The organism is Candidatus Binatia bacterium, from assembly GCA_029248525.1.
GTDB lineage: Bacteria > Desulfobacterota > Binatia > UBA12015 > UBA12015 > UBA12015.
On the sequence record JAQWJE010000035.1, the window covers coordinates 56,209 to 74,598 of the forward strand.

The 18,390-nt window shown below is 58.7% G+C and carries 16 protein-coding genes; 6 read left to right on the plus strand and 10 right to left on the minus strand.

Annotated features, from left to right (window positions below; translation table 11 throughout):
* The first annotated feature begins 83 nt into the window (after positions 1 to 83).
* Positions 84 to 1,151, plus strand: a complete 1,068-nt coding sequence (locus P8K07_07275) for a nitronate monooxygenase (protein ID MDG1958323.1) — start codon at positions 84 to 86, stop codon at positions 1,149 to 1,151.
* Between the two features lie 6 nt (positions 1,152 to 1,157).
* On the opposite strand, the gene P8K07_07280 is transcribed toward P8K07_07275, so the two are convergent.
* From P8K07_07280 to P8K07_07295, 4 genes are all read right to left on the minus strand, one after another.
* The gene (locus tag P8K07_07280) at positions 1,158 to 2,039 is read right to left on the minus strand and encodes a beta-lactamase-like protein 2 (GenBank protein ID MDG1958324.1); all 882 of its coding nucleotides are present in this window, start codon (positions 2,037 to 2,039) and stop codon (positions 1,158 to 1,160) included.
* Positions 2,040 to 2,049: 10 nt separating this feature from the next.
* On the minus strand, positions 2,050 to 3,300 hold the full coding sequence (locus P8K07_07285) for a hypothetical protein (protein ID MDG1958325.1): 1,251 nt from the start codon (positions 3,298 to 3,300) through the stop codon (positions 2,050 to 2,052).
* Positions 3,301 to 3,413: 113 nt separating this feature from the next.
* Positions 3,414 to 4,004 (minus strand): TetR/AcrR family transcriptional regulator, encoded by a 591-nt coding sequence (locus P8K07_07290; GenBank protein ID MDG1958326.1) that lies wholly within the window; start codon positions 4,002 to 4,004, stop codon positions 3,414 to 3,416.
* Between the two features lie 73 nt (positions 4,005 to 4,077).
* A complete protein-coding gene (locus P8K07_07295) occupies positions 4,078 to 4,377 on the minus strand; it encodes a hypothetical protein (protein MDG1958327.1) in 300 nt (99 codons plus the stop codon).
* A gap of 223 nt (positions 4,378 to 4,600) precedes the next feature.
* On the opposite strand from P8K07_07295, the gene P8K07_07300 reads away from it, so the two are divergent.
* The 3 genes from P8K07_07300 to P8K07_07310 are packed head-to-tail and all read left to right on the plus strand — an operon-like array spanning position 4,601 to position 8,716.
* Positions 4,601 to 5,197 (plus strand): sigma-70 family RNA polymerase sigma factor, encoded by a 597-nt coding sequence (locus tag P8K07_07300; GenBank protein ID MDG1958328.1) that lies wholly within the window; start codon positions 4,601 to 4,603, stop codon positions 5,195 to 5,197.
* Positions 5,194 to 7,581, plus strand: a complete 2,388-nt coding sequence (locus tag P8K07_07305) for an MltA domain-containing protein (GenBank protein ID MDG1958329.1) — start codon at positions 5,194 to 5,196, stop codon at positions 7,579 to 7,581. The genes P8K07_07300 and P8K07_07305 overlap by 4 nt, the downstream gene beginning before the upstream one ends.
* Before the next feature lie 55 nt (positions 7,582 to 7,636).
* A complete protein-coding gene (locus tag P8K07_07310) occupies positions 7,637 to 8,716 on the plus strand; it encodes an MBL fold metallo-hydrolase (GenBank protein ID MDG1958330.1) in 1,080 nt (359 codons plus the stop codon).
* Positions 8,717 to 8,754: 38 nt separating this feature from the next.
* On the opposite strand, the gene arsC is transcribed toward P8K07_07310, so the two are convergent.
* Genes arsC through P8K07_07330 form a run of 4 tightly spaced genes read right to left on the minus strand, consistent with a single transcriptional unit; the run spans position 8,755 to position 14,893 of the window.
* The gene (gene arsC, locus P8K07_07315) at positions 8,755 to 9,108 is read right to left on the minus strand and encodes an arsenate reductase (glutaredoxin) (protein MDG1958331.1); all 354 of its coding nucleotides are present in this window, start codon (positions 9,106 to 9,108) and stop codon (positions 8,755 to 8,757) included.
* Positions 9,109 to 9,165: 57 nt separating this feature from the next.
* Positions 9,166 to 10,737: a glycosyltransferase family 39 protein gene (locus P8K07_07320; GenBank protein ID MDG1958332.1), complete on the minus strand. Its 1,572-nt coding sequence runs from the start codon at positions 10,735 to 10,737 to the stop codon at positions 9,166 to 9,168.
* On the minus strand, positions 10,734 to 11,420 hold the full coding sequence (locus P8K07_07325; GenBank protein MDG1958333.1) for a hypothetical protein: 687 nt from the start codon (positions 11,418 to 11,420) through the stop codon (positions 10,734 to 10,736). The genes P8K07_07320 and P8K07_07325 overlap by 4 nt, the downstream gene beginning before the upstream one ends.
* Positions 11,417 to 14,893, minus strand: coding sequence for a phospholipid carrier-dependent glycosyltransferase (locus tag P8K07_07330; GenBank protein ID MDG1958334.1), 3,477 nt, complete (start codon positions 14,891 to 14,893; stop codon positions 11,417 to 11,419). Before P8K07_07330 ends, P8K07_07325 begins: the two co-directional genes overlap by 4 nt.
* Here P8K07_07330 and P8K07_07335 point away from each other — a divergent pair.
* Both P8K07_07335 and P8K07_07340 read left to right on the plus strand, forming a co-directional pair.
* Positions 14,838 to 16,079 carry a thioredoxin domain-containing protein gene (locus P8K07_07335; protein ID MDG1958335.1) on the plus strand — a complete coding sequence of 414 codons (1,242 nt, stop codon included), beginning with the start codon at positions 14,838 to 14,840 and terminating at the stop codon, positions 16,077 to 16,079. The two genes, P8K07_07330 and P8K07_07335, sit on opposite strands and share 56 nt — an antisense overlap.
* Positions 16,060 to 16,551 (plus strand): VanZ family protein, encoded by a 492-nt coding sequence (locus P8K07_07340; GenBank protein MDG1958336.1) that lies wholly within the window; start codon positions 16,060 to 16,062, stop codon positions 16,549 to 16,551. Before P8K07_07335 ends, P8K07_07340 begins: the two co-directional genes overlap by 20 nt.
* On the opposite strand, the gene P8K07_07345 is transcribed toward P8K07_07340, so the two are convergent.
* The gene (locus tag P8K07_07345) at positions 16,523 to 16,786 is read right to left on the minus strand and encodes a hypothetical protein (GenBank protein MDG1958337.1); all 264 of its coding nucleotides are present in this window, start codon (positions 16,784 to 16,786) and stop codon (positions 16,523 to 16,525) included. The two genes, P8K07_07340 and P8K07_07345, sit on opposite strands and share 29 nt — an antisense overlap.
* Before the next feature lie 165 nt (positions 16,787 to 16,951).
* Positions 16,952 to 18,253 carry a hypothetical protein gene (locus P8K07_07350; protein MDG1958338.1) on the minus strand — a complete coding sequence of 434 codons (1,302 nt, stop codon included), beginning with the start codon at positions 18,251 to 18,253 and terminating at the stop codon, positions 16,952 to 16,954.
* Between the last annotated feature and the right edge of the window lie 137 nt (positions 18,254 to 18,390).

The following is an 18,390-nucleotide window of genomic DNA, read 5'->3' on the forward strand; positions in this document are numbered from 1 at the left end:
GCAGGGATTACGGCTGCCGCCCCGAATCAGGGCTTCCGCAGGGTAATCATGGACCTTTTGTGTGCTTCCGTTAGAAAAGAGATATGACGTCAAAAACTGCGAATCCCCTCCATACGCGTGTTTGTGATCTTCTGGAAATTGATATTCCGGTGGTGCAGACCGGGATGGGGTGGGTAGCGACACCGTCTCTCGTGGCCGGTGCTTGCAACGCGGGGGTTTTCGGATTCCTTGCAGCGGCAGGACTTCCTCTCGAGGAAGTGGAAGCTTCGATTCGGGAGACCAAAGAATTGACCGATCGCCCGTTCGGGGTGAACTTCTTGATGGATGCTCCGGGCGCTGCGGAGATTGTCGAAATGATTCTCCGTTACGAGGTTCGAGCCGCAGGCTATAATCGCGCGCCAAGTGCGGATTTGATCCAGCGACTCAAAAAAGAAGGTGTTCTCTGTATCCCGACCTGTGGTGCACCGAGGCATGTGCAAAAGGCCGAGAAGCTGGGCGCCGATATGGTGATTGTGCAGGGAGGCGAGGGTGGTGGCCACACTGGATCCATTCCCACCTCCCTGCAAATTTCAGCCTGCGCCGATGCTGTCGAGATTCCGGTTCTTGCGGCCGGTGGTTTCAAGGACGGGCGAGGTCTCGTAGCGGCGCTTGCCTATGGAGCTGCCGGGATTGCCATGGGTACTCGTTTTCTGCTGACTCAGGAAAGTCCGGTGCCGGCGCAGACGATGAATCGTTATATTGAGGCGGGGCTGGGAGATGTGATTGTGACATCCGAGATCGACGGTATGCCCCAGCGAGTGGTGGTGAACGAATTGGTGCGTGAACTCGAGGGCAGCAGCGGGCTGTCCCGGTTGATGTTCGCCTTTCGCAACGCAATGGAATTTCGTCGCGTTTCGGGTGCGTCGATTCTGGACCTGCTGAAGTCGGGCCTGGCCATGCGGAAAAACGAGGGTCTGACGCGGAGTCAGCTACTTCTTGCCGCGAATGCTCCGATGCTCGCTCGACGCGCGATGACTGAAGGCGATCCTATAAGCGGCTATTTGCCGAGCGGCTCGGTTGCTGGATTGATCGAAGATGAACCCACATGCCAGGAACTGGTGGAGCGCATTCGTACGGAGGCAATGGATGCTCTCGACCGACTGCAGTGCTGAGCGAGCTCAGGAGACGAGCGACCAATCATCTCCGGTGCGGATGACCCTGTTCTCGCGCAACAACTTGCCCAGATGGGACCGAACGGAGGTTCCAGCCGCCGGCCATAGAAACTCGGGCACATCCGCATAGATAATTCGGACCATATCCGGGACAGCCGAAACGCCCTGGCCGAGAACCTCGAGGATTTGCTCCTCGCGTAAATTCCGATGGGCGATGTACTGGCGAATCTTTTCGCCGGCATTCCGAATGACCGGGCCGTGGGCGGGGTAGAGAACTTCGGGCTCCAACTCGAGGAGCCTCTGCAGAGACTCCATATAGTCGAAAAGGTCCCCACCATGTTCCGGAATCACGGTCGTGCCTGCACCGAGGACGACATCGCCGGTGAAGATCGCCCGCTCTTCCTCCAGCCAGTAGCAGAGATGGTCACATGCATGTCCGGGCGTGAAAATTGCCCGCAGAGTTGCACCTTCGGTTTCGATAACTGCCTCGCCATCGATCGCCACAACAGGTCCGTCAATCGGCCCATCCATACCTTTCCAGGGGCGCTTGGATGTGACCAGATCGCCAAAATGTTCGCGGACGTTCGCGATACCGCCGATATGGTCCGGATGAGCATGGGTGGCGACAATTCCTTGCAGCTCCCGGCTGTCGCGATGCTCGTCGAGTGCCTGAATCAGGAGAGGCATATAGGCGGGCGTGCCATCTCCGGTGTCGAGAAGAAGCGGGCGTGCGGAGGTTCCGACCAGGTAGGTATTGGTACCCGGCCCGGTAAAGGGTCCCGGGTTTTGCCCCAGAACTGTCACCACGCGGTCGCTCCAGACGTCAATATCGGACATCGTAAGCCCGATCATATTGCCTTGAACCACGCGGCCTGGGGAGTCGCTCATCGGTGCGCGATCAGTCTTTCGGCGTGTGCGCGTCGACCCATGCGCGGTATCCGCCATAGCCGATGGCTTCGTGGCGTTGAGCTGCCTTTTGTGAAATCTTTTCGGTGTTCGAAGAGTCTACCGCAGCAACCTTTTCGGCAAGGTAGCTCGCCACCGAAGCGCTGTGTTTTCGAGAGGCTACAAGGTTGCCTTTCCCGGTAACGACATTGCCGCAACCAAAAACATTCTCGAAGGTAACAACCTTGCCCTTGTCCGCGTCTTCAAGGCGGAGAAGTTCTCCATCCATCGGCAGACCTTCGATGGGTTCGGGGATCGAACCGATCGAAGAAATCACCAAGGATGCGTCTGCATTGCGAACGTCGCCGGGGACGATGGCGGCTTTACCATTTTCATCCAGACGCGTGCGCGCAAATCGGAGGCCGGCCAGCTTGTCACCCTCGGTCAACAAGCCGATCGGCGACCAGAGTGGCTCGACTTTGAAGAGCAGCTTGCTGCGAGCCTTCTCCAGCATTCTCACTCGAACGGATTCAATTTTGGCGATCTTCTCTGCCGTAGCGTTGGGCGGAGGATCGGCAAGGGGCATATCTTCGATCCGGCGGCGATAATAAATCGTACAACCTTCCAAGCCGAGATCTTCCCAGGTCAGATCATGTTTCGTGAGGGTGGCCGGGATGCCCTTCGTTTCCAGTTCGACGACATCTTCTTCAATCCCGCGCTCGCGCAAGGCCTTGAGCGTGGTCTCGATCTGCAGGACCTTGGCGACGTCAATGGAAGCCAGCCCACCCCCGACGACGATCGCCCCATCCTGGACCTCGTAGGTTGGACCGTCATAGCCGGCTTCGCGGTAATGGTTGAACCAGTAAATAAATGGGTTTTGGTAGACCAGACCACGGTTGATGTAGGTATCGGCTCCCGAAACAGGCAGAGCGCGATCTCGCCACGCACCATTCGCCAGCAGGATGAGATCAAATCCCCAATCTTCGAGAAGCTCATGGAAGGTGATATCGCGACCGATCCCGGTGGAAGGGAGAAAGGAGATTCCGGGTTGATCGAGTTTCTCGTCGATTGTCCGGTATTCCTTATTGCGCAGAGCGTGGTGCCACATGGGCAATCCATCTTCGACTTTTCCGTAAGGACGATCGTTTTGCTCGAATACGACGCAGAATGCGCCGGCTTCGCGGAGTCGAGAGGCCGCTTCGGCGCCGGCTGTGGCACCTCCGATAATGGCAATATTTGCAGAGAATTGAAGATTTTCAGACATGGTTCCTACCACCCGATGGTGCCGTCGTGATGAACATTTGATGCTCTCCATCGGGTAGCCTGATGGGAATTGGCGCGCAAGATGGCAATTCCGTCAGCTGAATCAGAGGTTTTTCAGGGGCGCAGGCCAGCCACAAAGATTTCGCGGAATTGATCGATTGCGCTGCGGCGGCCCCGACGGGGGGCGGCCGGGCCGATCAGGAAACCGAAAACGCCGGCGATGAACAGAGCCCCGATCACGTTGGGAGGCAGGTCTTGCCGAATGCTGCCCTGCTTCTGGAAGGTTTCGATCCATCGTGAGATCGGCTCGATTTGCGGGCTTTCTTTCCAGTCATGGGTGGCGGGGCTTCGAAAGGCGAGCCCGACGAGGTCCCGCACGGTTTCGGGCTCTTCGCGTGTCTCGAGAAGGGCTTGCGTGACCCGCAAAAGAAGCTCGTCGATGGATTTGGGTGCCTCGATCGCTTCGAGGCGCTTCTTCAGGCCTTCCTCCACGTTGTCGCGGAACGCCTGAAGGACTTCTTCTTTACCCTGGTAGTGGAGATAAAAGGTGCCTCGGGCGACTCCCGCGACTTTGACGATCTCGTCAACCTGCACCTGATCGAAACCTTTTTTCTGGAATAATCCCAGAGAGGCATCGTAGAGGCGCTGGCGAGTTTCGATCTTCTGCCGCTCTCGTGCACTCAGGTGCGGATTTCTCGGGGCCATTCCCCGAGACTGTCAGACCGAAGGCCCACCTTCAATCAGGGCGGTGGCGGTGGGAGAAAAGAACCTCGCGGCTTCAGGATGCGGGGCGGAGCTTCCCGGGTACGGGTGTTTTTTCGGCGACCTCCGGCCGAATCTCCTGCAACCGGCGGATCTCGTCGGGTGGCAGAAGAAGCGCCTCCCCGAGGTCAGCGGCCACGATTTGTGGTGCTTCTCCGTCGCAGGACACGCGGTGCTTTGCGAGCGCCCGGATCAGGTGGAGGGGAATGGTGCTGCGTCCCTCTGCGAAGCCTGCTCGGTAGGCCAAACGCCAGACCAGAGCGAGCCCGACGAGGAAGGCTGAAAAACTGAGGAAAATTGTCAACATCGTAACCATGGACGGAGGGGATCGGAGAATCTTTCATCCAACCGTCCCGTCGCACCCGTTCCACATGGTAGACTGCCGCCACGCCCGTTTCCATGCTGAAGGGAGGCCTCACGGCGGTTTTCTCGAGGAATTAACAATTCGCAGCCGTTTTAGGCCAGAAGCTGGCTCGGGTAGCGTGTGCTCGGGAATGGCGCGCGAAATCCGAAAGATAACCTCGTCTGAGGCGAGGGTCATGACGGTCGCGGATGTGGATCTGCTCTCGAGGTGTCTGGATGGGGATTCGGAGGCTCGGGAAGAATTCGTGATGTCGACGGATGGGCTGATTCGGTGGACTCTGGTTGGGACTTTCCGTCGTTACGGCCGTCGATTGGAGGAGGAAGATCTGGAGGATCTGCGGCAGGAGGTCCTGCTGGCTTTATTCCGCGAGAATTCGCGGAAGCTGCGTCAATATGAGGGACGCAATGGTGCCAGCCTGGCTACCTGGTTGCGGGTGGTGGTCACCCGCCTGGCAATCGACCGAATCCGCAGTCTTGCAGCTGGAGAGAATGTGGAAAGTCTCGAGACGAGATCGCCGGCTGGAATTCCGGATGTCGCTGTCGAAGACAGCGGACCCGAGAGCGCTGCTGTTGCCTCCGAGCAGCGCCAGCATGTTTTGGGATTGATCGCAGAACTCTCACCGGGGGACCAACTATTTGTCCGCTTGTTCTACTATCAGGATGCGACGATGGAAGAAGTGTCCAAGGTGATGGGGATCAGTCGGAATGCCGCTTATGTTCGCAAGATGCGGCTGCATCGCCGTCTACGGAGTCTTTTGGAGCACGCTTCATGAAAGAACACGCTGGCAAGGAAGATCAGGTAATTCGTGGGATGATTCAGGATGCTCTGGGGCATGGCACGCCGGATGATCTGAACCATCCGTCGGACACCACGTTAGCGGCATTTGCGGACGGCGTTCTGGTCGAACCTGATCGATCCCGTGTGGAGAAACATCTCGCGGCGTGCGCATCCTGCTCGGAAGTCCTTCTGATGGCCTCGCGTGCGGCTTCGGAGCCTGCCTCTCCCCGGAAGGGTCGACACCTATGGCGGATGGCCGCGTCCTTTCTGCTGGTTGCGGGCAGCGTGGCTGCGGCGCTCTCGCTTGGACGCATCACCGGTGCGCAGATCGAGTTATTGGCAATGGGCCGGCTGGATCAGATGATGGGCGGAGGTGTTTCGGCAGCGGATGTGCAATTGACCTTCGAGGACGGACCGACGCTCAGGATTTCGGAACTAAGCCTCGCGCTTCATAAAGGAACAGCCCCGACGGTCACCGCCCGTGAGGCGACTCTGAGGCCCATCCTCTCAAGTTTGTTGGCGGGTGAGTTTCGGGCGTCGATCGCGTTGGACGAGGCCACGATTACGATCGTCGAGACGGCGCCGGGTCGCTATTCGGTGGATCCCCTCTTGCCGGGTGCGAGGCCGCCCAAGGCAATTCGCGATGCAGCATGGCAGCACGGAGTTGCCGCGGTCTATCTCAAGGGTGCAACCATCCGGTATCTGGGCGCTGGAAAGACCGGGAACTTCGTGCTGAGTGGCGTCGGTGCGCAGATCGATTCGATCAAGGGGCCGGGACCGGTTCAGGTCAGCATCTCGGGGTCTTCCTCTCTGACAAAGGCGCCCTTTCGGCTTCAAGGAGAGGTTTCCTTTGGGGACGGGGGAGTACCGTCCTATGTTTTCCCACGTGCAGCCTTTGGCGGCGTTCCACTTCGTCTGTTGGGGCCTGCGGCCGATGTGATCCGAGGACGTTTGCATTTCGAGGGGCAAATTTCCGCAACTGGCCGGGATTTTGATTCGCTCATGAATAGCCTCGGTGGTGCCGGCCGAGCGGAAGTGGGCCCGGGGGCACTGCCGGGGTTTTCGCTGGTGAAGAATCTGATGGCATCGCTGGCACCTGAACCGAGAAAAGAACTTCGAAATTCCGAGGTTCGTGCGGCAAAAAACTATAATACCCGTTTCCGAACACTGACAGCCGATCTGCGCCTGAAAGACGGGATGCTGGATGGCCGGAACATTCGAATTCAGGCGGAAGGATTTGAACTGTCGGGTGAAGGCCAAGTCGGACCCAATCGAGAGCTGCGGGTAGCGGGCGAGGTCCTTCTCGACCCAGCGGACAGTAAATATTTTTCGACCATCGTTCCCGGCACCAAGCCCTGGTTGCGGGCATCAGGCGAGATGGAGGTTCCTTTTCTTGCTACGGGGACTCTCCCGGGAATCGAAATCAAGGTGAATCGAAAGACCTCGACCGCTGTTCGGGTTCCGGGACAAGCTCCCCCTGCCTTTCTCCCGTCCGGAGACGGCCTCGGGCAAGCCGTTCGTGCGGCATCTCGAGGTTTCGCAAATGAGCAAGACGTACCTCCGCCCCTGAAGGCGTTGTCGAGCTATCTATCGGCCGGGGGGAGTGTGGAACCGGAAGCGGTTCAAAAAGGGCTTGGTAATTTGCGCAGGACCGAGGTTCTTCTCACCGGTTATTATGAACCGATCCTCGAAGGACGCCGAAATCGATCGAAGCGGTTTCGCTACCCTGTGTATGGCCCACCTGCCGATCCCGTAAAACGAGCGAAAAGTCGTCGCGAGATTGAGGAGGGCGCGTTGGGCGGTCAGGGTCTCGAGCTCTTCTGGACCGATAATCAGGTCGAACTCTTCTTTTTGCAGATTCAGGGCTCTGGCCGCCTGCGGCTTGCCGATGGCACAAGAATTCGCCTCGGCTACGCGGCCCATAACGAGCACGACTACCAATCCATCGGAAGGGTGCTGGTCGAGCGTGGTGATTTGACGCTCGCTGCGGCGACGGCACCCGGGATCCGAAAATGGCTTGCCGAAAATCCGGAAAAAGTCGCGGCGACCCTATTGCTGAATCCGCGCTATATCTACTTCCGGGAGCTCGGTCTCGACCCCTCGATCGGTCCCCTCGGGAGTTTGGGAGTGCCTCTGGTCCCATGGCATTCGGTTGCAGTGGATCCGACCGTTCATCCTCCGGGTAGCGTCGGCCGGCTCCGAGGCCTGCTGCCGGATGGCCGATCTCTGGATACCATCGTGATTGCCATGGATGCAGGTGCTGCGATCAAGGGGCCGACGCGAATGGATTTGTTTCTGGGCGCAGGGCCCGAAATCGGAGAGCTTGCAGGCCGGATGCGATCGTCTGCCCGAGTGGAATGGTTAGGTCGTCCGAGGTGAGTCCTAGTAAACCTCGAAGAGGTTTGTCATCAAATTGTACATGAAATGTATTCCGATGGTGCATCGATGGTCGGGCCTTGTCCTGACATGCGGCTTTTCCCTACTTCTGATGGTTGGTTGCACAGCAGGGGTTCAGGACCAGCTGGTGGACCGTGCGATCGCAAGCCGCATGGCAGGCCAGACCGATCCACTTTCCGGCCCGGGCCTTCAGGTCTTGATCTGCGGGGCGAGCTCTCCGCTACCCTCGCGTGAGGCTGCGGGGCCCTGCGTCGCTGTTGCGGCAGGCGGTCGCGTCTGGATCGTGGATGCGGGTAACGGTAGCGCCGAGAACTTGCAGCTTTGGGGGGTCCCGGGCCCCTCCCTTGCCGGCGTTCTGCTGACTCATTTTCATTCGGACCATATTGAGGACCTTCCGGCGATGAACCTGCAGAGTTGGGTAGGGGGACGGGAGGCACCTTTCCCCGTATATGGGCCTGAAGGAGTGGCTGAGGTGGTGGCCGGATTTCAGCTGGCTTACAAGCACTCTCACAAGTACCGTACCGCGCACCATGGTGCGGATCTCCTGCCGGAAGATGTCGGCGATTTGCGTGCAATGCCAATTGGCATAGGCGAAGGTGACCCGACCGGGACAGAGGTCCTGGTCTTTGCGGACGAGGGACTGCGCGTTCGCGCGATCAAGGTCGAGCACGCACCGGTCGATCCGGCCGTGGCCTATCGCTTCGACTACCGCGGCCGGTCAGTGGTGATCAGTGGAGATACGACGGCCTCGGAGGCAGTGGTGTCCCTGAGTCGTGATGCGGATGTTCTGGTTCACGAGGCTCTGGCGGCGCATATCGTGGAGCGCATGTCCTCGCAGGCGAACCAGTTGGGCCGTCCCAGGGCGGCAAAAATCACACATGATATTCTCGATTATCATGCAACGCCGGTAGAAGTCGCGGAAGTGGCCAATCGCGCCAACGTCGATTTCCTCGCGTATTATCATATGGTGCCCTACCCGGATAATTTTCTCCTCGAGTGGGTTTGGCTGAGAGGTGTATCGGAGGTGCGTCCCGAGGGTACGAAAATCAGTTTTGACGGCTTGTTGATCAACTTGCCCCCTGACTCGGATGAAATCGTGGTCAAGGATATTCGCTAGCGGGGAGTCGGCCCAGGGGGCCGGAGTGGTCTGAAATTTCAATCGAGAAGTTCGAGAACTCGGTCACCTGGTCGGGCAATCACGGCGTGTTGCCCGCGCACGATGACTGGGCGCTGCATCAACTCGGGGTGTTTTTCGAGAATGGCAATCACCCTTGCGGGTGTCGTATAGTCTTCGGCTTTCAAACCAAGCTCCGCGAAACGTTTGTCCTTGCGCAGGAGTGCCTCGGGTTCGCCGGAGAGCTTTTCAAGAAATTCCTCGAGCATCCGGGCTGACGGCAGTGTCTGCAGATATTCTATGATCTCGAGGTCCACGTTTTTTTCCTGAAGAATGGCGAGAGCCTCGCGGGACTTGGAGCACTTCGGGTTGTGGTAGATAGTAAATTCGGCCATCGCCGTGGGCTATCGCCCCGCGGTGAGGTCTGCAAGCCGATTTCCCGGCCGTGAAAATTATTCCGGCAGGAGTTCCCAGATGCGAATCCGTGGCCCCGGTCGCTTGATGCTCGACCCGTGCCGGAGCGGCACGTAAAAGGCATCCGCCTCATCGAACAAGGGAGGCGGTGTGTTCGGCTTTCGGGGGTCGACCTCAAACCGCATAATTGCTTCCGTCTCGAGCCATCGCCGTTGAGCTGGGGTGGGCCCCTTTGAGTAGAAGGGCAGAATATCGGAGTCCGAGAGGATCCAACGGACCCCCTTTCGGCGCAGTTCTTCGGGCGAGGCCAGCGCGACGAAGCGGGGTCGCCCTCTTGCCTGCGGCTTACCGTAGGGTGTGCCGTGATCCGTTGCCGCAATTATTTCTCGAGGCGCGATATTTTCTCCGATCCATTGCAGGGCAACTTCGCGCGAGTCTCGGCGGCTCAGGAGTCGATTGAGTTTATAGTCTCGAATCAGGCACGGGACGAGGAGAACGACCACAAGTAGTCCGGTTGCGAGTGCCGCCAGAGGCCGAGGCATCATTATCATCAGCGCTCGTCGGAGATCGGCCATCAGAATCCCGAAAAAGATCAGAAAGACCGGAAGCGGGATCATGATATAGCGATAAAAAGTGTAGCGACTTTGAGTGATACCCACGAGTGCCGTGGCGAGGAAGATCAGCAGGGACCATGTCCCAAGTCGTGGGCGCAAAAAAACCCATAATGTCGCCAGGACCAGAACGAGTGCCAGCTCCGGCCCAAAGCTGTCCGGAAGTACCCGAGTGAGGAACCACTCCCAGCCCCAACTGCTGTAGGGATTGCCGACTCCCCGGGCGACAAAACCACTTTGATATTCAAATCCCTGAACCGTCTCCTGCCAGTCGATAAATGTGTAGGGAGTGCCGAGAAACGTCACCACGCACGCGGTATACAGAGTCAGCCACGGTCGGATATCTCGAAACGTTCGCCATAGGGAGCGTCCCTCTCTCCATCGCGCGCCGACGTGCGCAAATGCGAGGCCGGCCAGCAGGGCGCCGCTTGGATATTTCGTCGCGATGGCAAGTCCGGTGAGGGCACCGGCCAGCAGGGAGTAACGCAGGCGACCATCGGAAAGAACGCGCAGCATGGCTCCGATGGCCAACGTCAGCCAGAAGGTCGCGGCGGCGTCAGTCGTTGCATATTTCGACTCGCGAACATGAATGGTGGCAACGGTCATGCTCGCGGCACTCGCAAGAGCAGCGACAGGCCCATAGGTGGCTGAGGCTGCCCAGTAGATCGCCGGGATGGTGAGTGTGCCGAAGCCGGCAGCGACCTCTCGTCCGGAGAGATGTGCGGTATGGATGCCCTCCGCGGCAAATTTTTCGGATAGTGGACGCGTGTCTTTGTTCCACCACGAGCGCGTCTGGAGCGCTGCTGCCTGCACATACATCTGCAATGCAGGATAAACGGCGAAATTAGGATTGAGGTCTTCTTCGAAAGAGATGGCTCGAGAGACGAGATATTCCTCGTCGGGTCGATAGAGTCCCGGCAAGCCGAAATCCAGATTCTGGTAACGTAACCATCCACCAGACAGAGTGAGCAGGAGCAGCAGGAGCAGCCGAGATTTCATCGGGGCAAACGGTTCTCGGCGCCGGCGACATAGCGCCAGATCAGCAATGCCGTGCCGACCACCAACAGCAGGCCGACAATTTCCACCCAGAGGGGATTATTCTCCGGAACTTCGCCCGCCGTCCCGCCGTAGACATAGGAAGTTCCGAGGGCTGGATACCCCGCTTCCTCGACAGTGATTCCGGTGAAAAAGGCCTGTCCGGTATTTTCGGAACTATAGCCACCGAGCCTCGCGGCAATCTCGAGTCGGGTATCGAGAGAGCCGGTACGAACCCACATGGACAACAGCTTCCAGGATTGAGTGCCGCGAAGGTCCTGTGTGTTGTGAAAGGTTCCCATCAGGGAGAGATAGGCCCCCATCTTGCCGGAGCCTACCCGTTCGGTGCGGGCCCAGCCGGCGATGCGGTACCAGGTGTCCGGGGATACCGGCACACTTTGCACCCAGCGGGCATCATTGGGTCTGTCATTTTCGATCCCGATCGCGCCTAATCCATCGGCACCGACAGACCAGCTGAAGTTGCTGGTGGTGTCGCCCTTGGCGTAGCCGGACTGCATCCAATGTGCAGGCTTGTTCTCGGCGCCCTGATCAAAGAGTCCATTGCGCACCAACTGTTCAGCGCCCATCGCCGGGGAGATGAATATGAATACGAGAAGGACTGAGAGTCGGGAAATGAATTGCATCATAACCACCCCATGGTTCCGACCTTTGAAATCCACATGCGTGCTTCCCAGGCGCTTTTGGTGATTGGCGTGCCAAGCCAGATAGGCAGAAGATAAACAGTAACTCCAATCGCAGCCAGGAGAAAACCGACGGCGACAACCTGACCGAGTCGAACAGGGTTTGCCCGCCGGGAAAGAATAATTGCCTGATAGCCAGCAAGCAATCCGATCAAGCACCACCACCCCCACCTGCCCGCGGCTTCTCCGGCAAAAGGTAGAAGCGTGGCTATCAATATCAGTCCCGTAAAACTTCTTTCAGCGGGTCCACCCACGCCCCGCGCTAGACGATCAATCATCCACGCGAGTGCGAGGAAGCCGAACAGAAGGCTGGGAAGATAATGATAGAGGAAGAGGGTTCGTCCGATCCCGACCCAGGGCAAGATATGGAGCAGCCAGCCGGCCACGATGAATCCGGAGACGAAACTTCGGTATTTGAAAGTGTGGAAAAGAGCGAGCAGCAGCGCGGGGACCGAAGCCCACCAAAGAATCGGATTCCCGAGCCCCCAGATGCCCACGACAGTTCCCTGTTCCTGTGAGGCATCGCGCCAGAAATACCAGATGGGTTTCAGCTGGAGTGGCCACGTATACCATTGCGAGCTGTAGGGGTGAGTCGCATCAGCCACGGCGGCTTGATAGCCGGGGACGTCGATGAAGATATAGCGCACGAGGTCGACCGGCGAATGCCACCAACCCCAGAAATAGTCGCCTGCGAATGTCAGGGTGTAGAACGCGAAAGCGGTCCATCCCACGATATTGATCGGTAGCAGGAGGAATCGAACGGGTTGGATTCGCCGACGCCGTGCCTCTTGCCACCCCAGCCAACTAATTGTCGCCAGAACAAGAAGGAAGCTGAAGAACGGTATATAGAGCTTTGCTCCCACCGAGATTCCGAGCACGGCGCCAATGGTCAGCAGTCTTCGTATATTCCGGAAGTCATGGTCCGCTACGAGACGCAGTGTCAGGATATAAGCCCCGACGGCCCAGGTGATATAGTGAATATCGATCACGGCAATGCGCGAGTCCACAAGGAGCAGACCATCGAAAGTGACACAGAAGGCCGCCACAAACGCCGCGAAGCGTTGCCGGAATAATTCGCGCCCGAGCAGATACATAAGGCCGATCAAGGTTGTGCCGACAAAGGCATTCATGACCCGCCACCCGAAAGGTTCGTCGCCAAAAATCGCGATTCCCGAAGCGATCACCCATTTCGCAAAAGGCGGATGGGGGTCCATGAAATCAACGCCGCTCAAATATTGACGGGCCTGCTCGACGAAATAGGTTTCATCAAAAACGATTTCCGCGGGCTCGCCCAGATTCCAGAAGCGTAAACAGGCTCCGGCCATCATCAAAAGGCTCAGGGCGGCGACTTCGGAGAGGCTCCAAGCGGGGCGCTTTTGCCGGTCCGGGTCGGGGGGCGGTGTTGGCAGAGGAACCTGTTCCTCATGGTGAGAATCCGCCCATTGCTGATCGTCAATTTTCAGCACCGCTGCACCCGGCGGTTCGAAGGTGCCTTTTCCGGTTTTCGTCGCCAGAGCCAGCCAGGCGAGCATCCCGAGGGTGGTCAAAACGCCGACGGATTGCCAAAGCCAGACGGGTCCGGCTGTAGCCTGAGCTTGCTCGAGGTAGACCACCAACTCATTGGTGAGAAAGAGCCCCGAGAGAAGCCAGTAGAGAATCCCGTTGCGACCACTGACGCCAAGAAGGCCGGCAAATACGAAGAAGGGATAGAGGTAGCGCTCGTGCATTCGCGTGAGGCAGACGAATGCCACCAAAGTCGCCGCGGCCAGTAACTGGGTATAAGAGACCCGGTCGCGCGCGCGAAGGTAAGCGACCAGAAACCCCAGGCCAATGCCGAGGCCGATGATGAAGCCCCAGGCCTGTGCGGGCAGGCCGCCATGGAGAACGGCATCCTGGCCGCGCATGCCGAACAGGACCGCCGCCAGATTCATGGCGTTGACCGAGGTCTCGGCATAATTTCCGGCGGTACCGCTATACAGTTCGATCAGCCACGACCAGGGTCTGCCGGAGCGAAATGGATCGGCAATCAAGAAGGTCGTCGCCAGTGCGATCAGAGCCGTTGTGACGGCACGACCGCTGCGCCACCAACCCCACGGCCAGAAAATAAACAGCGGCGCGACCAGGAGCGCTTGCGGCTTGGTCAGGATCGCAAGAACAAGCAATGCGAAGGAGAGTTCGAATTGTCGTTTTCCCTGCGCGAGGAACGCGAGCAGCAGCAGCAGGGACAAGATGGAGTCGGTCTGCCCCCAGACAGCCGAGTTCAAGATCAGGGCCGGGTTCAGGGCGAATGCCAACGCGGCACCCCATGCGAGACTTTTGCCTCCAGGCCGCAGGCGAATATATGTCAGCCAGGCGATCGCGAAGTCTGCGAGCAGGGCAGGGAGTTTCAGAAGGATGATGGCAGTCGCGCTGCTCCATGCGATCCCGAGTGCTTTGACCGCCCCGCCGACCGCCCAGAGCGCGTACATATAGCCGGGCGGGTAGTCGGCAAAATATCCTGAGGCGTAGAAGTTCGCCGGTCCGAGTTGGGCCAGCCGCGAAGCCCATGCCGCATAAGTTCCCAAGTCGACCCTGTAGGAATAAAGGGGGGCGATCAGGACCTTCGCAACCAGAATCAAAACCAGAATGACGGCAAGGATCCCGAGTTCGGGTTTTGGGGTATCGGCAGTCGGCCATCCGAATTTCACCACCGCGAATGCGAGAAGCAGCAAGATCGCCATGCCGGCGGGAATCCCCGACGCTTCCTGTTCAGGATTGCGGTCGCCGTAGATAAATGCAGCATGTGCCGGCGGACCACCGACCTCGGAGAGGTCAATTCCCGTGCATTGCACCTCGCCGCTGGACTCCTGTCCGTAGCCGCCAAGCCGGCAGGCAACGGTGACGAGTTCTTCGCCGGGGTTGGTCCGAAAATACATGGAGACGTTGCGCCAGCCGGTATCTTCTCCATGCAAGCCGCCAGCGTTATCAAAGCCACGCATAATGGACAGGTTGGCCCCCAGACCAGCAGCGGATACATTTTTTCCGCGAACCCAGCCGGAGAGGTGATACCAGGTCCGCGCTTTCACCCGAGCGCTTTGTGTCCACCGGGCATCATTTGGTTTCCGGCTTTCAATGACGACGATGCCAAGTCCCTGCTCGGGGGCTTCCCAGCGGAACTCGGTTCCGACGTTTCTGGCCCAAAGGTCCGAGACCCAGCTGGCGGGTTTCTCGGCCGTACCTTGACTGAAGTTTCCGTTCCGAAGGAGGTTCTGGGCTGCGGCCGGCGATGGAGCGCCGAGCAGGAGGACGACCAGAAGGGATGTGAGCAGCGCCCAGAATCGCGGTTGAAGTAAGGATGTGCCAGCGATAGGATTCAGGCCTACCATGGGAAAAACGCGGCCGAATACCGATGTGTCAGACTCGACGCCTTCAACGGGCATGCTTCCTGTTGCTGCTATTGTTTTATCGATCCTGGGCATCGCTCTGGGTGTTACCGGTCTCTACATCCATCAGGAGATCGCGTCGAGTCAGGGCGCGTATTCAAGTTTTTGTGATGTGAATCAGGAGATGTCCTGTGATGCCGTGCTGGGAAGTACTCACGCGACGTTTCTGGGGACACCGGTCGCTAGCTGGGGCATTTTGGGATGGCTGATGGCGCTTGGCCTGTCCGTCTGGACATTCGCGGCCAAGGGACGCGAGCGAGTCGCTCGGGCAACCTATCTGCTGGCTCTCAGCGGCGTTATCTTGGCAATTTCTCTTTACTATCTCGTGGTTTCGACCGTCCTCATCGGTGTCTTGTGTCCGATATGCCTGTCGCTCGACGCAACGGCTCTTGCGCTTTTTGCCGTGGCCGCGTGGCAGGTTAGGCTGTTGCAACCGGGTGCGCCCAAAAGCTGGCAGCCCAAGCCGATTCTCGGGGGCGCCGCAGTCGGAGCTCTCCTCGCGATCGGGGTGCTTGTTGCCTCGCAGGAAGAGCCACCGGCCGCTCTCGACGCCGCGGCGTCAGGATCCGAGATCCGTCGCGAAGACCCTCGATTCTATGTGTATTATACCTCGCAGCCAGTAATGGAGCATCCACTGCCGGCGGGGGTCTCGGCTGGAACGGCGGATATCTCCGTTGTCGAGTTCTCTGATTTCCAATGCCCTCACTGCCGACGATCCTTCTTTGATCTGGAGCAGGCGATCGCTGCGAGTGATCTGAATATCGAGGTTCACCACCGCAATTTCCCCCTGCACCCCGACTGTAACCCGGCGGTCAAGGGAACTGCTCACGACATGGCATGCGATGCGGCATTTGCTTCGTGGTGTGCCCATGAGGTCGGCAAGGGACATGAATTTGATCGAGCCCTTTTTGCCAACCAGAAAACTCTTTCGCCACAATCCATCCCCGCGATCGGCAAGAGTCTCGGCATGAACGTGGAAGATCTGGAGAGTTGCGTGGATTCGCCTGCGGCTCGAGATGCTATCCAGGTCGACCTCGCGGCAGGGAACGCCCTCGGAATTGCGTCGACCCCGACGATCTTTATCAATGGTCGGATGTTGAAAGGCGGAATTACACCCCAACAATTCCTCTACGCTTTCGCGATCGAGCAAGACCTGCAGGCGAGTGGCAACCGCTCGAACTGAGGGCGACGCGCCCGGGGCGCTTCTTGCCGAACCCTCCTGGTTGAGTCGGTGGGTGCCAGTTGCCCTATGGGCTGGCGTCATATGGACGCTCTCGACGGGCTGGTTTGATGGCGACGGTACGGGAGGATTTTTCCTGCCGATTCTGGGTGCGCTATTTCCCTATCTGGAGCCCGAGTCGCTGGATCATATACATGGACTCATGCGGAAATTTGCTCATCTGGCCGAGTTCGCGATCCTGGCAGGATTGGTCGCGCGGGCGCTGGCGCGGCCCGAGCGATCTTCCGCGGCTCTGGGTTGGCAGACAATCGCGATTTGCGTGCTTTGGGCCGGACTGGACGAGTATCACCAAAGTTTCGTGCCGACGCGAGTCGGAGCGGCTCAGGATGTTCTCCTCGATACCACGGGCGCGGGGTTCGGCTATCTTCTGTATCGATGGCGCCGAGTTAGTTCGGGTCGACGATCGCGAGCTTGATCGCGCGTAATTGTTCGAGTTGTGTGGCGACCTCGGTCAGTGTCTCGATAAGCCGATCTACTTCGGTCTTGGCCCAATCGAGCTCTCGCTGGCTCAGCCTGTCGAGGGCTTGGCGCAACTGCACGTAGCGTTCGATGACCCCGTCGACACCGCCAAGGCCACTTTCGGCCATCCGGTTCTCGACTTCGCCAGAGAAACGCAGCAGAGCCTCAGCTTGTCTCAGAATATCATCCATCTCTTTATTCCTCGGAGGGGTGGCCTCAGTGGGTGGTGGTTGCTCGGGGTTCGGATTCATTGGGGATGATGACAATGGTTCTTCCTCGGTCACGCCAGATGTCTGGGTCGAAAGGTAGTATAGCATTGGGCCTGTTTCGAAGTTTCTCGCAGCAGGCCGTCGCGATCAAGACCCGGGTTTCGCGGGGTGAGACGAAATCCCCAAACTCGGAGATTTCTTCCGGGGCGTTTCGGTCATGGGTTCCGGATTCGGCAGGATTTTCAGATCGGATAATTCCTGAGCGATTTCAGTTGTTTTCTGCCCCGCTCGCGCGGCAACTCGATCCAGATCGCCTTCTTCCTCGAGGAGGAGAGCTTTATAATAGGCCTGAAGAACCTCTCGTCGCGTCCATGAGGTGGGAATGCGGGCGCCGGTAGCTCGCTTTTCGACGGACTCGGCTGGCTGGTTGTGTCGATCCTGATCAGCGGACCCGGACGGCGACTCCTCCAGAAACCCCCGAACAACTCTGGCGATGGCGCGAAAACTTCCCTCGGCCGGCACAGCGATGAGGGGGAGCGCCGTCAGGGCTCGGCTGGCGATCGAGGTCTTCTCGCGCCACAAGACATAGCTGAGAGATTCGCTCACAAAGTCGTAGTCCTGGGGTGCGGGGATGCCGCGATCGGATTGCCATTCGGTTGCGAGGCTGTCCGCTTCCAGTCGCAGATCGGCAACCCGACGTCCCTCGAGACGAACGGTGTCGTAGGTCACATCTTCAGCAAGGCGCAGGAGGTCTTTCTCCCGGGTCGCGATTCCGGGCAGTCGGATTTCTGTTTGACTCACACGGATCAGCAACTCGCGACGGATGCCATGGACCGAGGCCAGATCCCAGGAGCGGGCTTGCGTGGAGGCAAAAAACAGCAGGTCACGGCGGCGAGCTTCGCCGTTGAGGAAGGTGAGGAGTTCTTCCTGGGCGTCGGGTGCCATATCCTCGATGTCGCGCAAGAAAACCGATCCCCGCTCGGGGAGAAGTTGTTTGGCGCTCGCTTTCGGGTTGCGCCCCAGTTCGCCGGCATGGATTCGGACGAGAGCGCCGGGCCGGCCGGACAAAGTGTGAAGCAGGCAGGCCAATTGCTCCTTGCCGGCTCCGTCTTCGCCGGTGATCAACATCGAGCGTGCACGCCTGATTTGATGCAATCCTCCCGTAAGGTTCTCCAGAACGGTCTGCGGAGCTGGTGGGAGGTCGGGAATCGACCTCCGGGCAAACGCATAGAGATCGGAGAGGAGGAGCCAGCGCAGGCCTCTGGCGACTTCGCTGGTCTCGGATTCGGAGACGCCACCGATTTGAAATCGTCGGGATGTCAGCTCAAACTCACCACGCCATAGGTCAAAGAATCCTCGGGGGTTGGGGCGGCCGGCGAGTTGACGCAGATAGGTCCTGCGTTTGGCAATGCAATACTTCTCGAATCTTTCGGGGTCGTGAAAACGCATGCAAAGTTTCTGGCTCAGCCGAGCAGCCGCCATTCGAGGAACAGAGATTTGAAAGTAGGGGGAGAACCAGCGGAAAAGGAAGATTTCCGCTCTGGTTTTGCTAACGGAGCGCAGTGGCTTGGGTCAAACTATCTGCT

Bases quoted from the DNA above. Each gene is read 5' to 3' on its own strand.
- P8K07_07275 (MDG1958323.1), top strand. From the start codon at position 84: ATGACGTCAAAAACTGCGAATCCCCTCCATACGCGTGTTTGTGATCTT.
- P8K07_07280 (MDG1958324.1), bottom strand. From the start codon at position 2,039: ATGAGCGACTCCCCAGGCCGCGTGGTTCAAGGCAATATGATCGGGCTT.
- P8K07_07285 (MDG1958325.1), bottom strand. From the start codon at position 3,300: ATGTCTGAAAATCTTCAATTCTCTGCAAATATTGCCATTATCGGAGGT.
- P8K07_07290 (MDG1958326.1), bottom strand. From the start codon at position 4,004: ATGGCCCCGAGAAATCCGCACCTGAGTGCACGAGAGCGGCAGAAGATC.
- P8K07_07295 (MDG1958327.1), bottom strand. From the start codon at position 4,377: ATGGTTACGATGTTGACAATTTTCCTCAGTTTTTCAGCCTTCCTCGTC.
- P8K07_07300 (MDG1958328.1), top strand. From the start codon at position 4,601: ATGACGGTCGCGGATGTGGATCTGCTCTCGAGGTGTCTGGATGGGGAT.
- P8K07_07305 (MDG1958329.1), top strand. From the start codon at position 5,194: ATGAAAGAACACGCTGGCAAGGAAGATCAGGTAATTCGTGGGATGATT.
- P8K07_07310 (MDG1958330.1), top strand. From the start codon at position 7,637: ATGGTGCATCGATGGTCGGGCCTTGTCCTGACATGCGGCTTTTCCCTA.
- arsC (MDG1958331.1), bottom strand. From the start codon at position 9,108: ATGGCCGAATTTACTATCTACCACAACCCGAAGTGCTCCAAGTCCCGC.
- P8K07_07320 (MDG1958332.1), bottom strand. From the start codon at position 10,737: ATGAAATCTCGGCTGCTCCTGCTGCTCCTGCTCACTCTGTCTGGTGGA.
- P8K07_07325 (MDG1958333.1), bottom strand. From the start codon at position 11,420: ATGATGCAATTCATTTCCCGACTCTCAGTCCTTCTCGTATTCATATTC.
- P8K07_07335 (MDG1958335.1), top strand. From the start codon at position 14,838: ATGGGAAAAACGCGGCCGAATACCGATGTGTCAGACTCGACGCCTTCA.
- P8K07_07330 (MDG1958334.1), bottom strand. From the start codon at position 14,893: ATGCCCGTTGAAGGCGTCGAGTCTGACACATCGGTATTCGGCCGCGTT.
- P8K07_07345 (MDG1958337.1), bottom strand. From the start codon at position 16,786: ATGGATGATATTCTGAGACAAGCTGAGGCTCTGCTGCGTTTCTCTGGC.
- P8K07_07350 (MDG1958338.1), bottom strand. From the start codon at position 18,253: ATGCGTTTTCACGACCCCGAAAGATTCGAGAAGTATTGCATTGCCAAA.